Here is a 15,303-nt window from a genome sequence, read left to right as displayed (position 1 = left end):
ACGAGCACGGCAACCGAGCCGTCAAGGTCCACCAGCCGCTGTGGGTCCTGGACGTCACCGATCTCGACCCGCATCGGGCTCTTGCCCACCGCGCCGAGATTCGCGCGCGTCAGCGCGACCGCCTCCGAGGAGGCCTCGACGGCGACCACGCGCGCCGGGGTCTCGGTGTCCACCGGGGCCGCGATCGCGCCCGACCCGGTCCACAGGTCGACCACGAGAGGATGTGGTTCACCCGCGCGAACCAGCCGCTGCACCTCCTCGATCGCAGCGCCGGCGACCACCTCGGTCTCCGGCCGCGGCACGAACACCTCCGGCGCCATCCGCAGCGTCACGTAGCGGAACACCGTGTACCCCACGATCTGCTGCAGCGGTTCGCGGCGCCGCCGCCGCTCCAACAGCTCCGTGAGCTCGGCGACCAGCTCCGAGGTCACCGGCGGCGCGAGGGCGAGCTCAAGGTGCGGCAGCCCCAGAGCGAACGCCGCGAGCGCGAGCGCATCATGACGAGGCGAGGGAACCCCCGCCTCGGTGAGCACCGCCGTCGCCCCATCCACGAGCTGACGCATGGTGGGCAGCGAAGGCGACCCATCGCCGTCGGGCACCGACACCTCAGGACTCGGTGACGCCGAGACGCTCGGCCTCGTCCATCGCGATCGCGGAGGCGATCACCGGACCGAGGTCGCCGTCGAGGACCGCCTCGAGGTTGTGCGCCTTGTAGCCGGTGCGGTGGTCCGCGATCCGGTTCTCCGGGAAGTTGTAGGTACGGATCCGCTCGGAGCGGTCGACGGTGCGCACCTGTGAGCGCCGCTGCTCGGCGGCGGCCGCCTCAGCCTCTTCCTTCTGTGCCGCGAGCAGCCGGGCGCGCAGCACCCGCATCGCCGCCTCACGGTTCTGGAGCTGGCTCTTCTCGTTCTGCATCGACACCACGATCCCGGTGGGCTCGTGCGTGATGCGGACGGCGGAGTCGGTCGTGTTGACGCTCTGGCCGCCAGGGCCGGATGAACGGAACACATCGATACGCAGGTCGTTCGGATCGATCTCGATCTCGCCGGTCTCGTCGGCCTCGGGGAGCACGAGCACGCCGGCAGCGGATGTGTGGATCCTGCCCTGCGACTCGGTGACCGGCACGCGCTGGACCCGGTGCACGCCGCCCTCGTACTTCAGGTGCGCCCACACACCCTCGGCCGGGTCGGACACGCTGCGGGCCTTGACCGCGATCGAGACATCCTTGTAGCCGCCCAGGTCGGACTCGGTGCTGTCGAGGACCTGAGTGCTCCAGCCCTGCTGCTCGGCGTAACGCATGTACATCCGGAGCAGGTCCCCCGCGAACAGCGCGGACTCCTCGCCGCCCTCCCCCGCCTTGACCTGCAGGATGACGTCACGGGCATCATCCGGATCCCGCGGGATCAGGCGCGTGCGCAGGGCCTCGCCGGCCTCGGCCGCAGCGGCTTCCAGGCCCGGGAGCTCCGCCGCGAACGAGGCGTCCGCCTCGGCCAGCTCGCGCGCGGCCTCGACGTCGTCCGCAGCGCCGCGCCAGGCGCGGTAGCTCGCCACGATGCCACCCAGCTCGGCGTAGCGGCGCCCCAGGGCACGCGCCCGTGCCTGGTCGCCGTGCACAGCCGGGTCGGCGAGCTGGCGCTCGATGTCGGCGTACTCATCGAGCATCGGTCCGACGACGGCGAACTCCTCGGTCATCGACCCCTCGCTCCGGTCCTCACTCGGCCCGGCTCACCGACAGCAGCAGCTCCGCGTTCGACGCGCTCTGCTTGATGCGGGTGAGCAGTGTCTCCAACGCGACCGCCGGCTCCAGCTCACCGAGCACGCTACGGAGCTTGCGGGTCGCAGCCAACTCGTCCGGAGTGAGCAGGACGTCGTCGTGAGCGGTGCTGGACGCCAGCGGGTCCACAGCCGGGAACACCCGTCGGTCGGCCAGCGCCCGCACGAGCCGGAGCTCGGAGCTGGCGGTGCCGCCGAGCTCTTCGAGGATGACCTCATCGGTGGCCGAGCCGCTCTCGACCGCAGCGGTCGCGACGATCGTGAGCGAACCGCCGTTCTCGATGTTGCGTGCCGCGCCCACCAGCTTCTTCGGCTGGTACACGGCACCAGCGTCGACCCCGCCTGCGAGCGCACGGCCCGACGGCGGCGCTGTCACGTTGTACGCCCGCGCCAGGCGGGTGAGCGAGTCGAGCAGGATCACCACGTCCTGACCCAGCTCCACCAGCCTCTTCGCGCGCTCGACGGCGAGCTCGGCCACCGTCGTGTGGTCGGCCGCGGGCAGGTCGAACGGCGAGGCGATGACCTCGCCGGCGACGTTGCGCTGCCAGTCGGTGACCTCTTCCGGGCGGCCATCGACGAGCACGACCATGAGGTGTGCTTCGGGGTGATTGGTGGTGATCGCGTTCGCGAGCACCTGCAGCGTGGCCGTGGTGCCCGCCTTCGGCGGCGCCAGGACCAGGACACGCTGTCCCTTGCCCCAGGGCGAGACGAGATCCACGACCCTGCCGGTGACCTCGCGGGTGGTGGTCTCCAGGCGGATCCGCTCGTCGGGGTGCAACGGCGTGAGGTCCGCGAACTCGGCCCGGGTCAGCGCATCCTCCACGGGCGCACCGTTGACCGAGTCCAGGCGCACCAGCGCGTTGAACTTCTGCCGCTGGCTCTCGCCCTCCCGGGGCTGTCGCACGGCGCCGGTGACCGCGTCACCGCGTCGCAGGCCGGCCTTCTTGACCTGACCGAGCGAGACATACACGTCGTTCGCCCCCGGCAGGTACCCGCTGGTGCGGACGAACGCGTAGTTCTCCAGCACGTCGAGCACACCAGCGACCGGGATCAGGACATCGTCCTCGAGGATCTCCGGCTCGTCATCGTTGCCGCTCTCGCGGGCGTTGCCTGGCTGGCGCCGCTTGCGGTCGCGATACCGGTCACGACCCCGACGCCGGCGGCCGGGACGGTCGTCGTCGTCACCGCTGTCGTCCTGCGCGTCCGCGCCAGTGCTCTGGTCGGGCGAGCCCTGCTGGCGGTTCGCACGCCGGTTGCCTCGCGGGTTGTCCTCGCGCGAGCTGCGCTCCGTGGGCTCGGGAAAGTGGATGATCTCGTCGAGCGAGGCCATCTTCTGCTCGGACTCATCACCCTTCTCGCCCTGACGTCCCTGCTGTCCGCGTTGCTGGTTGTCCTGCCGGCTGTCCTGCTGCGCGCGACGCTGGCCCCCGTCGCCACCCTGGTTGCGCTGCTGACGGGTGCGCTGACGCGGCTGCTTCTCCGCGCCGTCCTCCTGTGCCTCACCCTGCTGCGGGGCGGAGCCCTGCGAGGCGGACCGCTGGGCGGACTCCTTCGCGGCGTCAGCGCCTTGCGACCGCGCGGTGCTGCGGCCCTCGCCACGCCGCGGCTTCTCCTCACGCGATGACTCGGTGAGAGCAGGCTGCTCGGCGCGTGGGCGCTGCCCGTTCTCGCGCCGCTTCTCGCGGATCGCCTCGACGAGCTGCGGCTTGCGCATCTTGGAGATGCCCGTGATGCCGAGCCGGCCGGCGAGCGCCTGCAGCTCCGGCATGCGCAGATCGGAGAGCGACCCGGACTTGCCGGGCGCTGCGGTCTCGGTGGTGTCGGTCACGACGGTCCTTCGAGGAGTTGGGGAGGCGCTGCTACGCGTCACGTGTACAGATGAGCTACGAAAGAATCGACAGCGGCCTCGGCGCGAACGCGCCTGCACATCTTGTCGGATCAGGACACTACCAGCCCTCGGTGTTGCCTCCCGCGCAGTGCAGCGGCCTGGTGCGGCCCGGATCAGCTCTCGAGCACGCGCGCGCCGTCGAGGTCGATCGGACGCTCGCGCACGCGCCAGCCGGCACCGGCGAGGTCCGCGATCTCGGCCCGCGCGGCGGGGCCGCTGCTGGCTCGGCTGTGCAGCACCAGCACGCTGGGACCGGCACCCGAGATCACCGCGGCGTAGCCGTGCTCACGCAGTCTCTCGACGGCGGCCACGGACTCGGGCATGACGCTCGCCCGGTAGCTCTGGTGGAGCCGGTCCTCGGTCCCGGGCAGCAGCAGGTCGGGCCGCGCCGTGAGCGCGAGTGCCAGCAGCCCCGCCCGGCCCACACCGTGTGCCGCGTCACGATGCGGCACATGGCCCGGCAGCGTGGCGCGAGCCTTCGTGGTCGACAACCGCGCCTGGGGCACCAGCACCACTGCCGAGATCTCGTGGAGCACCGGCAGCCGGGCGGCACGCGCGCCCTCGGCGTCGATCCAGGCGATGGTCGCGCCGCCGAGCAGCGCCGGTGCCGCATTGTCGGGGTGCCCCTCGAACTCGGTGGCCAGACCGAGGATCGCGACGTCGTCGAGCGCTTCGGGCTCGCTCACGAGTGCGCGCGCCGCGAGCAGGCCGGCCACCACGGCTGCGGCGCTCGAGCCGAGGCCACGGCCGTGCGGGATGGCGTTCGTGCACCGCAGCTCCAGCCCCGCCTGCGGCGCGCCGACGTACTCGAGCCCGGCTCGGATCGCTCGCACCACGAGGTGGTCCTCGCCACCCGGGACCTCACCGGCGCCCTCGCCGGTCACGTGCACCGAGGTGGATCCGGCCACCGCCCGCACCTCCACGCGATCGTGCAGGCCGAGCGCGAGTCCGAACGCATCGAAGCCGGGACCGAGGTTCGCGCTGGTCGCCGGCACCCTGACTGCCGTGCAGTCCGCGATCAGACGCACCATCGTGGGACCTACAGACCCAACGCGCGCACGGTGTCGGCCAGATCCCTGCCGACCACCTCGGGCTCGACCTCGCGGCTGCCGAGAGCAGTCGCCGTGTCCTTGAGACCGTTGCCGGTCACGGTTCACACGACGACAGCCCCCGCGGGCACGTCGCCCGCCTCGGCACGGGCGAGCAGCCCGGCGATGCTCGCAGCGGATGCCGGCTCGACGAACACGCCCTGCTCGCGGGCGAGCAGAGCCTGAGCGTCGAGGATCTGCGCGTCGCTCACGGCGTCGATCCGCCCGCCGGAGTCGTCCCGCGCCGCGACCGCGAGGTCCCAGGAGGCCGGGTTACCGATCCGGATCGCGGTGGCGATCGTCTCGGGGAACTCGACCGGCTCACCCTTGACGAACGGGGCGGCGCCATCGGCCTGCACACCCCACATGGTGGGGAGCCGGGTGGCCGGACCGCTCGTCGCGTACTCGCGGTAGCCCATCCAGTACGCGGAGATGTTGCCGGCGTTGCCGACCGGCAGCACGTGGATGTCCGGCGCATCCCCCAGCACATCGACCACCTCGAACGCCGCCGTCTTCTGGCCCTGCAACCGGAACGGGTTCACCGAGTTCACCAGCGCCACCGGGTGCTGCTCGGCGAGCTCACGCACGATCCGCAGGCAATCGTCGAAGTTACCGTCCACGGCAATCAGCTTGGCGCCGTGCACCACCGCCTGAGCGAGCTTGCCCGCGGCGATCTTGCCGGCGGGCAGCACCACGGCGCAGCCGAGCCCGGCGCGCGCGGCGTAGGCGGCGGCGGAGGCGGAGGTGTTGCCCGTGGAAGCACACACGACCATCTCGGTGTCGGTCGCGGCGACCTTGCTGATCGCCATCGTCATGCCGCGGTCCTTGAACGACCCGGTGGGGTTGGCGCCCTCGACCTTGACGTGCACCTGCGCCCCTGTGCGCTCCGACAGTGCGGGAGAGGCGAGCAGCGGCGTGCCACCCTCCCCGAGCGTCACGACCGGGTCGCCGGCCTCGATCGGGAGTCGATCCGCGTACTCGGCGATCACGCCGCGCCAAGGGGTAGCCATCAGTGTCCTTCCACGCGCAGGATCGAGGTGACCCTGTGCACCGGTTCCAGCTGCGCGAGCTCGCCGACCGCAGCCGACAGCGCCGCCTCGGTCTGACCGTGCGTGATCAGCACCAGACTCGCCACGTTCTCCTCCGACGCCCCCTGCCGCAGCGTCTCGAGCGAGACGTCGTGCGCCGCGAACACCCGGGCGATCTCGGCGAGCACGCCGGCGCGATCGGCCACGTCGAGCCGGATCAGGTACCGGGTGCGTACCGAGGCGGGGTCCACCACGGGCAGTGCCGCGTAGCGGGACTCCGCAGGCGGGCGGGCACCGGAGACGAGCAGCCTCGCCGCGCTGACCAGGTCTCCCAGCACGGCGCTCGCGGTCGGCTGGCCTCCCGCACCGGCGCCGTAGAACATCAAGGTTCCGGCTGCCTCGGCGTCGACGACCACAGCGTTGTACGCCCCGTGCACGCCCGCGAGCGGGTGGTCGAGCGGCACCAGCGCCGGATGCACCCGCACGGCCAAACCGCTCTCGCCCGCCTCGGCGATCGCGAGGAGCTTGACCACATAGCCCATCTCGGTGGCAGCCGCGATGTCCGCGGCCGAGACCTCGGTGATTCCCGCCGTCGGGACATCGCTCAGGGTGACCCGGCTGTGGAAGGCGAGCGAGGCGAGGATCGCCGCCTTGGCGGCGGCGTCGTGACCGGCGACGTCGGCTGTCGGGTCCGCCTCGGCGTACCCGAGTGCCTGGGCTCGCTCGAGCACGGCTCCGAAGTCGCTGCCCTCGCGGGTCATCTCGTCGAGGATGAAGTTGGTGGTGCCGTTGACGATGCCCAGCACGCGGGTGACCCGGTCGCCGGCGAGCGACTCCCGGATGCCTCGCACCACCGGCACTGCTCCCGCCACGGCGGCCTCGAAGAACACGCCGGCGCCGTTCGTCTCGGCGGTCTCGTACAGCTCGGGACCATCGGTGGCGAGCACCGCCTTGTTGGCGCTGACCACGGTGGTGCCGGCCGCGACCGCACGAGCCAGGAGCCCTCGTGCGGGGTTCACGCCGGCAAGCAGCTCGACCACCACGTCGGCACCGTCGATCACAGCCTCGGCATCGGTGGTGAGCAGCTCCGTGGGCACCACGGGGTCTCGTTCGGCCGCGAGCGAGCGCACCGCGATCCCGCTCAGCTCCAGCTCGACGCCGGCGCGCTGCGCGAGCTCCGCTCGGTGGGTCACCAGCAGCCGGACCACCTCGGTGCCGACCGTGCCGCAACCGAGCAGCCCCACGCGCAGCCGCGAGGGCGGCTCAGACTTGCTCATCGCGACCCAGGATAGAGGCAGCGCGTGACCACCCGATCCGCTGCCCGCCCGTTGGTCGCGCGGCCAGCCTTGCGGTCTACCCGAGGTCGAGGGCCAGCAGGTCCTCGATCGTCTCGCGGCGCACGATCTCGCTTGGTTCGCCGTCGCCGATCGCCACGACACCGGGTCGCGGAAGCTGGTTGTAGTTGCTGGCGAGACTGCGCCCGTAAGCGCCGGTCACCGGCACAGCGAGCAGGTCACCGCGGTGGATGTCGGCGGGCAGCATGACGTCGCGCACCACGATGTCGCCGCTCTCGCAGTGCTTGCCGACCACGCGCGCGAGGACCGGCTCGGCATCGGATCGCCGTGAGGCGAGTGCCGCTGTGTAGGTGGCGTCGTAGAGGACGGTGCGGATGTTGTCGCTCATGCCGCCGTCGACCGACACGTAGAGCCGCTCGCCGCCATCCTCCAGGCGGACCGGCTTGACCGTGCCCACCCGGTAGAGAGTGGCCATCGCCGGCCCCACCAGCGCACGCCCCGGCTCGAACGACAGCGCGGGCGCGGCCTCACCGGTCTCGCCCGCCACCCGCGCCACCGTGGCGATGAGCTCGCTGATCAGGGCAGGGACGTCCGGTGCCTCGTCGTCGGGGGTGTAGGCCACGCCGAAGCCGCCGCCGAGGTCCAGCTCCTCCAGCAGCGTGCCCGTGCTGGCCGCGACCTGCGACCGCAGGCCGAGCAGCGCGCGGGCCGCCTCGACGAACCCGTCGGCAGCGAAGATCTGGCTGCCGATGTGGGAGTGCAGACCCAGCAGCCGGAGCTCGGGCGCCGCCAGGATCCGGGTGACGGCCTCAGCCGCGGCACCGGTCGCGAGCGACAGGCCGAACTTCTGGTCCTCGTGAGCGGTCGCGATGTACTCGTGCCCGCCGGCGTGCACGCCGGTGGTGACCCGCACCATCACCGGCGCCACCGCGCCTGCCGCCCGAGCCCGCTCTGCGACCAGGTCGATCTCGCTGAGCGAGTCGATGACGATCCTTCCCACGCTGTGCTGGAGCGCCAGGTCGATCTCGGTCTCCGACTTGTTGTTGCCGTGCAGTCCGATCGCGTGGCCGGGCACGTCCGCGCGCAGCGCGGTGACGAGCTCGCCGAGGCTGGCCACGTCGACCCGGAGACCTTCGGCGTGCGCCCACCGCAGCACGGCGGTCGAGCTGAAGGCCTTGCTCGCGTAGTAGACCGAGGTCTCGATCCCGTGCTGCTCACCCGCCTCGGTGGCGGCGGCCACCACATCGCGGCACCGTTCCCGCAGGTCGGCGATGTCGAGCAGGTAGGACGGCGTCCCGAACATATCGGCCAGCGTCGAGACCGGTACGTTCGCGATGCTCATCTCACCGGCGGTCCACGTGGTGGACCGCGACCAGGGTGATGTCATCTCAGCGCAGGCCGATCAGATCGGCGGGAGGGTGAAGTAGAAGTTGAACAGTGGGTCGTCGTTCGCGTCGATGAACGGGCCCTCAAGGGTGCACACGATGCCCGCGTCGTCGTACCAGACGAGGGTCTCGATCCCGTCGTTGTCGAACTGGTTGAGGGTGCCTTCGCCGCGCCCGTCGGCCGGCCCATCCCAGACGGGGCCGGTGTAGAAGGGGTCACCCAGGTCCGCCATCACCGAGTCCGCGTACGCCTCGGCGTGGGCCGCCGTCTCGAACCCGACGACGGTGAGCGTCGCCTCACCCACCTCCGAGACGTAGACGCCCGCGCCGCCGCCGAGTTGCCGGCTGTCACCGGAGTCCACGTCGGCCCACGTGCCGTCCAGGGTCCAGACGATGTCGTCGCTGCCGGCGTGTTCGGGGCCGACCTCGGCCTCGGTCTGCAGGCAGACGTCGTTCGTGCACCCCGTGGCGGGCGCATCGGTCTCGACGTCGCCGCCGTCAGTGGTCTCGGCGTCCTGGCTCTCCGAGGTCTCGGCCGTGCCACCGTTCGGCTCGGTGTCATTGCCACTGAACAGCTTCCAGGCGCCGAAGATGATCAACCCGAGCAGGATCACGCCGCCGACCACCGCGACCAGGATGACCGCGGTCGAGCTCTTGCCCTGCCGGCCGCCCGGACCTCCTGGTCCGCCGGGGCCGCCAGGCCCTCCGGTGGACCCGAAGGGTGGCTGGCCACCGGGCTGCTGCGGCTGCTGCCCGGGCACTCCCGCGCTTGCCTGTCCGAACGGCGCGGGCGCGGCCCCATAGCCCGACTGCGGCGGCGGCTGCTGCGCGGGCTGGCCGTAGCCAGGCGCCTGTTGCTGGCCGAACCCATCGGACGCGGCACCGTAGCTGGGGGGCTGCTGCACCGGCTGCTGTCCGAACCCACCCGAGGTCGAACCGAAACTCGGCGCATTCGGCGGCTGCTGAGGCTGCTGGCCGTAGGCCGGCTGCTGGCCGTAGCCCGGCTGTTGCTGTACCGGCTGCTGCCCGAACCCACCCGACGTTGAACCGAAACTCGGCGCACTGGGCGGCTGCTGAGGCTGCTGGCTGTAGCCCGGCTGCTGCTGAGCGGGCTGCTGGCCGTAGTCCGGCTGCTGCTGGTGCACGGGCTGCTCGCCGTCGCCACCGGCCGTCGAGCCGTAGCTCGGGGCACTGGGCGGCTGCTGATGGGGCTGGTCGGCAGGGGCACCGCCGGGAAGCACTTCGGTCGCCGGCTCGGTGCTGGGCGTCGGCGGCTGCTGGGCCGGGCGGGCGAGGTGTGTCGCGTCGTCGGGTGCGTCGCCGCCTGGCTGCTGTGGCGGCGCGGCCCAGGGGTTGGCCTGGGCGGGGGCGCCGAGTTCCGGGCCGCTGCCTGTCGGGATGACGCGGGTGGCCTGCTCCGACGTCGGCGCGACCGGCGGGCTCGGCTGCTCCGCGCGGCCGGGTTCGATCGACTGATCGGGCTCGACTGCAGGCTGCTCGGCCGTGGCGGCCGGCTGCTCGCTGACCTGGCCCGGGTCGGGCTCGACGACGGGGTGCTGAGGTTCGACCTCGGGCCGCCCTGTGCCCTCGTCGGGGGTGTCACCCTCGTGGGGGGTGTGGCTCATCGTCGTCTCCCTCTCCCGGCGTGAGCGTGCTCGCGTCATCTTAGTGACCCGGTCGGACATGCCGAACGCTCCCGGCTCGAACAGCCCCGCGCGTGCTGGTAGGCTCGCCGATCGGTCCACAGGCCTCGTTGCCCGCGGTCCACGCCCCTGTAGCTCAGTGGATAGAGCGTCTGCCTCCGGAGCAGAAGGTCGCTGGTTCGAATCCAGTCGGGGGCGCCGAGTTCACGAGGCGCCATCCGACTGGATGATCGGAGTCGGAGGCCACCGAGTGAGATCGTCACGTCGGCGCGAGATCGTCGGCGCGCGGTGACGATCTCGCACCGATGTCACGATCTCGTCAGCGTCGGCGAGGCAAGCCACCTGGGGCCTGCCTTCAGCCATCGTGCCCAGATCGCAAACAGAACTCCGCCCGCGTCGTCGCGCTCGGTAGGGTCGCGCAGGTGTCGAACACCGCTGCCCCGACGGGTTTCCAGGTCACCCTCCGCGCGAGCGCTGACGAGGCGGTGATCACCGAGGTCGGTGCCACGTTGCGGCGCTTCTCCTCGGGCGGCCGCGACGTGATCGTGCCGTTCGGGGAGCATGAGCTGCCGCCGGCGTCGAACGGTGCGGTGCTCGTGCCCTGGCCGAACCGCCTTCGCGACGGCCAGTACACGTTCGAGGGCGTCGACCGCCAGCTCCCACTGACGGAGCCGCAGCGCGGTACCGCCCTGCACGGTCTGGTGGCATGGGAACGTTGGCACATCACCGCTCAGGACGATGCCTCGGCGACCCTTGCTCTCGACACCGTCCCGCTGCCTGGCTACCCGTTCCCCCTCGAGGTCGCGATCACGTACGCGCTCGACGGCGAAGGCGGCCTGGCCATCTCCCTCACCACCAGGAACGTGGGTTCGAGCGCGGCCCCGTACGGGGTGGGGTTCCACCCGTGGCTCTCCCCCGGCACCGGCTCGCTCGACGACGCGGTGCTCCAACTCGGTGCCGACTCGTGGATCCCCACGGACGACCGGCTGCTGCCGACCGGCGTGGAGCCGCTTCCGGAGCGGTTCGACTTCCGCGAGCCGCGGCGCCTGGGCGATACTGCGCTCGACGACGCGTTCGTCGACGCTACCCGCGAGGCCGACGGACTGTCGTGGCTGCGGCTGCGGGGCACCGACGGACGCACGGCCGCGGTCTGGATGGACGGCTCGCTCAGCTGCTGGCAGATGTGCACCGGCGACCACGTGGCCGCCGAGGCTGCGCGCCGCACCGGGCTCGCCGCCGAGCCGATGACGTGCATCGCCGATGCGTTCCGCACGGGTGACGACCTCATCACGCTGCAGCCCGGCGAGGCGCACACCGTCAGGTGGGGGTTGCGCCTCAGCTGAGGCCCGCTGCCGCCGAGCCTGACTACTCGGTGGCGGCGCAGGCGAGGTTCTCGGAGGTCAGGGCGGCCGCGTTGTGGCTCTCGAGCCACGGGGCCGGGTCCACGGTGGTGAACTCGCTGTCGACGTGCACCTCGAGGTGCAGGTGCGGCCCGGTGGAGTTGCCGTAGGAACCGACCTCCCCGATGACCTCACCGGCGGCGACGCGCTGGCCGACGTCAACGAACACACCACCCGGATACATGTGGATGTACCAGGTCCAGAACTGCTCGCCGTTGACCTCGTGCTTGAGCACGATGATCATGCCGCTGCGGCCGCCGAGGCCGAAGCCGACGAAGGTGACCTCACCGGCGGCGACCGCGTGGATCGGGGTCCCCGCTGGCGCCGCCATGTCGAGGCCCTCGTGCATGCCACCCCAGCGGTAGCCGTAGCGCGAGGTGATGTTGTAGACGCCGGTCTGCAGCGGCATCATGATCTGCACAGGCTCGGTCGTGGCGCCGGCCGAGACCTGGCCGTTCGCCTCGAGCTGGGCGCTCCCACACTGCAGCACATCCTCGCGGCCATCGGTGCGACCGGTGCTGAGAACGGTGCGGGCACCGGCGAGCGGGTCCGCCGCGAATGCGTTGCCGGCGTCAAACGCATCGGTGCCGTCGACCTGCTCGGCGCCAAGCACATCGAGCGCGCTCGATGCGGCGAACGTCGCCGCGGCGGTTGGCCCCGTGGAGGAGGGACTGGTGACCCCACTGAGCGGGACGGCGGTGGTCGCGATCGCCAGAGAGCCCAGCACCGCCACGCGGGGCAGCCACGTGCGCGTCAGGCTGGCTCGTCGCGAGGTCGCCGTGGTCGATGTACGGCGGCGCCTCATGGGCTCCGACGCGGTGGGCCGGCCCTTGTGGGCCAGTTCCGCGGCAGCGGCTGCCACAGCTGCCTTGTCCTCAGCAGGGATCTCGAGCGTGGCGACGACGGCGGGAGTCGCCTCGGTGGGCACGGTCGCCGCCGGAGCGCCCTTGCGCAGGCGGGCAGCCTCACGGCGCTCGGCCTCACGCAGCGCGCGGCGCGTCGGGAGCACCGGAGCGGCGCTCTCGTGTTCCTCGCTCAACTATCTGACTCCACCAGGCTGGACACAAACATCAGTTCTCGGGCGTCCGGCCCCCACAGCGGACTTCGATATCACGGAAACGTAACGGACAATCGTGCAACTTCCAAGCCTCGGGAGAGCGATTTCCACATCTTCTTCACTCCCGCTGTGCGCCGCACCACCCGCCACATCGGTCCCACGGGCTCCGAGCGCGGCCCTCAACGGCGCGGCATCTGCTGATCGCGCTGCATCAGATCGCGCACCTCGCCGACCAGTTCCTCGAGGATGTCCTCGAGGAACACCACACCGCTCGCCGAGCCACCCGGGGACGATACCAACGCCAGGTGAACACCCTTGGCCTGCATGTTCTCGAGCACGGCCTCCACCTCGTCCTCGGCGGTGGCGACCGCCATCGGCCGCACACGCCAGGACGGGACCGCAGCGGCACGAAGCTCGGGTGTGGTCGCGTACAGCACGTCCTTCACGTGCAGATAGCCGACCGGCGTGCCGTCGTCCGCAACCACGGGGAATCGCGAGTACCCCGTGCGCGTCACCGCCTGCTCGACGTCTTCGGGCGTGGCCCCCACCGACATCGTGGTGAGCTCACCGAGTCCGACCATCACCGTGCCGGCCGTGGCCTCGGAGAACTCGATCGCCCCGGTGATCACGCCGACCTCGTCGTCGAGCACGCCCTCGGCGCGCGAACGCTCCACGATCGAGGCGACCTCCTGCGCTGTGAACGCCGACGCCACCTCGTCCTTCGGCTCGACGCCGATCACTCGCAGCATCACGTTCGCGATCCAGTTGAGCAGGCGGATCACGGGTGAGGCGATCCGGCTGATCCACACCAGCGGCGGGCCGAACCAGAGCGCGGCCCGCTCCGGAGTCGAGACCGCAAGGTTCTTGGGGACCATCTCGCCGAGCACCACGTGCAGGTAGACCACGATCGCCAGGGCCAGCGCGAACCCGACGACGTGGGCGGCCTCGGCGGGCGCGCCCGCCGCCATCAGCGGTGCCTCGACCAGCCGGGCCAGCGCCGGCTCGGCCACCACGCCGAGCCCGGTGGAACAGACCGTGATGCCCAGCTGCGCGCACGCGAGCATCAGTGACACGTGCTCCATCGCCCAGAGCACGGTCTTCGCACCACGCACGCCTTGCTCAGCGAGCGGCTCGATCTGCGAGCGCCGTGCCGACATGATCGCGAACTCGGCACCCACGAAGAAGGCGTTGGCCGCGAGGAGGAGGACCGCGATGAGCAGCCCGGTACCGATACTCACTCCCCCACCTGCGTCCCGTCGTCGAGCACGGTCACGCGGATCGAGTCGACCCGACGCCCGTCCATCTGCTCGACACGCAACAGCACACCGGGCACGGTGATCTCGTCGCCGACCTGGGGCAGCCGACCCACCGTGGTCATGACGAGCCCGCCGAGCGTCTCGTACTGCGAGTCATCGGGTACCACGATGCCGATCTCGTGATGCAGCTCGTCGGGCCTCAGGCTGCCCGCGACCACCCAGCTGCGCTCACCTCCGGGGCGCACGAGACGCCGTCGGGCATCATGTTCGTCGGCGACGTCGCCGACCAGCTCCTCGACGACGTCCTCGAGCGTGACCGCACCCGACGTGCCCCCGTACTCGTCGACCACCACCGCCATCTGGTGCCCGAACCCGCGCAGCTCGAGCAGCAACGGTGCGAGCCGGATCGTCTCCGGCACACGCGGGGCGTCGTCCATCAGCGCGCCGACCGGCACCGTGTCGCGACGTTCGAACGGAACGGCCACCGCCCGCCGCAGGTTGACCAGGCCGACCACCTCGTCGGGCGAGTGCTCGATCACCGGAAATCGCGAGTGACCCGTCTCGCGCGCGAGAGAGATGACGTCGGAGGCGGTGTCTCCAGGCTCGAGCGTGACCAACCGCATCCGGTCGGTCATCACGTCGACGGCGGTCAGTGATCCGAGCCCGATCGACCGCGTCAGCAGTGCCGCCGTGTTGCCATCGAGAGTGCCGGCCTTCGCGGAGTGCCGCACCAGCGAGGCCAGCTCGGGCGCCGACCGCGCGCCGCTCAGCTCCTCCCGCGGCTCGATCCCGAACTTACGCAGCACCCAGTTCGCCGAGGAGTTGAGGCCGAGAATGATCGGGCGCAAGCCGGCCGTGAACCCGCGTTGCACAGGCGTGATCAGCCCGGCGACCCGCATCGGCTCCGCGATCGCCCAGTTCTTCGGGATCAGCTCCCCGAAAACCATCGAGAAGGTGTTGACGATGACGAGGCTGGCGACCACCGCGACCGCGGTCGCGACTGCGGTGGCGACCGACGCCGAGACCATCGCCCCGCCGAGCAGGTCCGCGATCGCCGACTGCGCCGTGTAGCCGAGCAGGATCGTGGTCAGCGTGATGCCGACCTGCGCGCCCGACAGCTGCGTGGACAGCTCGCGCAACGCCTTGCCGACGCCGACCGCACGCCTGTCCCCCTCGGCGACGCGCCTGTCCACCGCAGCCGGGTCGAGCGCGACCAGCGAGAACTCCGAGGCGACGAACACGAACGTGCCAGCCGTCAGCACGACACCCAACAAGACCATCAACCAGTCAACGATCACGCAGGATCACCGACCGGTTCGGTATGACCGCTCTCCATGGTGGCGCACAGCCTAGTGGCACGAGACCTCCGCGATGCGCTCACGAGGCCTGCGCATGGACGTCCGCAACCTCCCGCGTTCTCGCGGCGCGCTGTGCCAGAGTTGCCGTATGAGCCCAGCTACGCCCGTGGTGCTCGTCGTCGAGGACGAGCC

At 71.2% G+C, this 15,303-nt stretch carries 10 protein-coding genes, 1 tRNA gene and 2 pseudogenes; 2 read left to right on the top strand and 11 right to left on the bottom strand.

The window, feature by feature from the left end:
* From ACOJSN_RS19590 to ACOJSN_RS19555, 8 genes and pseudogenes are all read right to left on the bottom strand, one after another.
* A pseudogene (locus tag ACOJSN_RS19590) lies at positions 1 to 563 on the bottom strand (peptide chain release factor N(5)-glutamine methyltransferase); the annotation flags it as partial.
* A 43-nt stretch (positions 564 to 606) separates the two neighbouring features.
* On the bottom strand, positions 607 to 1,692 hold the full coding sequence (gene prfA, locus ACOJSN_RS19585; protein WP_420114162.1) for a peptide chain release factor 1: 1,086 nt from the start codon (positions 1,690 to 1,692) through the stop codon (positions 607 to 609).
* A 19-nt stretch (positions 1,693 to 1,711) separates the two neighbouring features.
* Positions 1,712 to 3,601 (bottom strand): transcription termination factor Rho, encoded by a 1,890-nt coding sequence (rho, locus tag ACOJSN_RS19580; protein ID WP_420114161.1) that lies wholly within the window; start codon positions 3,599 to 3,601, stop codon positions 1,712 to 1,714.
* A gap of 173 nt (positions 3,602 to 3,774) precedes the next feature.
* Entirely contained in the window at positions 3,775 to 4,689 is a 915-nt protein-coding gene (gene thrB / locus ACOJSN_RS19575; protein ID WP_420114163.1) for a homoserine kinase, read from the bottom strand.
* Between the two features lie 11 nt (positions 4,690 to 4,700).
* Positions 4,701 to 5,759: pseudogene (gene thrC / locus ACOJSN_RS19570) on the bottom strand (threonine synthase).
* Entirely contained in the window at positions 5,759 to 7,054 is a 1,296-nt protein-coding gene (locus ACOJSN_RS19565; protein WP_420114160.1) for a homoserine dehydrogenase, read from the bottom strand. The pseudogene thrC and the gene ACOJSN_RS19565 overlap by 1 nt, the downstream one beginning before the upstream one ends.
* Before the next feature lie 76 nt (positions 7,055 to 7,130).
* Positions 7,131 to 8,414 (bottom strand): diaminopimelate decarboxylase, encoded by a 1,284-nt coding sequence (gene lysA, locus ACOJSN_RS19560; RefSeq protein ID WP_420114159.1) that lies wholly within the window; start codon positions 8,412 to 8,414, stop codon positions 7,131 to 7,133.
* Between the two features lie 60 nt (positions 8,415 to 8,474).
* Positions 8,475 to 10,082, bottom strand: a complete 1,608-nt coding sequence (locus ACOJSN_RS19555; protein WP_420114158.1) for a hypothetical protein — start codon at positions 10,080 to 10,082, stop codon at positions 8,475 to 8,477.
* 143 nt (positions 10,083 to 10,225) lie between these two features.
* On the opposite strand from ACOJSN_RS19555, the gene ACOJSN_RS19550 reads away from it, so the two are divergent.
* Together ACOJSN_RS19550 and ACOJSN_RS19545 are read left to right on the top strand one after the other, a co-directional pair.
* A tRNA-Arg gene (locus tag ACOJSN_RS19550) sits at positions 10,226 to 10,298 on the top strand.
* A gap of 224 nt (positions 10,299 to 10,522) precedes the next feature.
* Positions 10,523 to 11,443 carry an aldose 1-epimerase family protein gene (locus ACOJSN_RS19545; RefSeq protein ID WP_420114157.1) on the top strand — a complete coding sequence of 307 codons (921 nt, stop codon included), beginning with the start codon at positions 10,523 to 10,525 and terminating at the stop codon, positions 11,441 to 11,443.
* Between the two features lie 22 nt (positions 11,444 to 11,465).
* On the opposite strand, the gene ACOJSN_RS19540 is transcribed toward ACOJSN_RS19545, so the two are convergent.
* The 3 genes from ACOJSN_RS19540 to ACOJSN_RS19530 all read right to left on the bottom strand — a co-directional run bounded on the left by ACOJSN_RS19540 (position 11,466) and on the right by ACOJSN_RS19530 (position 15,111).
* Complete coding sequence (locus ACOJSN_RS19540) at positions 11,466 to 12,539, bottom strand: M23 family metallopeptidase (RefSeq protein WP_420114156.1); 1,074 nt, start codon at positions 12,537 to 12,539, stop codon at positions 11,466 to 11,468.
* Between the two features lie 197 nt (positions 12,540 to 12,736).
* Positions 12,737 to 13,795, bottom strand: a complete 1,059-nt coding sequence (locus ACOJSN_RS19535) for a hemolysin family protein (protein ID WP_420114155.1) — start codon at positions 13,793 to 13,795, stop codon at positions 12,737 to 12,739.
* The gene (locus ACOJSN_RS19530; protein WP_420114154.1) at positions 13,792 to 15,111 is read right to left on the bottom strand and encodes a hemolysin family protein; all 1,320 of its coding nucleotides are present in this window, start codon (positions 15,109 to 15,111) and stop codon (positions 13,792 to 13,794) included. The genes ACOJSN_RS19535 and ACOJSN_RS19530 overlap by 4 nt, the downstream gene beginning before the upstream one ends.
* Between the last annotated feature and the right edge of the window lie 192 nt (positions 15,112 to 15,303).

Origin of the sequence: Pseudactinotalea sp. (assembly GCF_048594945.1) — a bacterium.
In the GTDB taxonomy this organism is placed as follows: domain Bacteria; phylum Actinomycetota; class Actinomycetes; order Actinomycetales; family Beutenbergiaceae; genus Pseudactinotalea.
The sequence above is the reverse complement of the archived record's forward strand: the minus strand, read 5'-3'. Positions and strand labels throughout refer to the sequence as shown.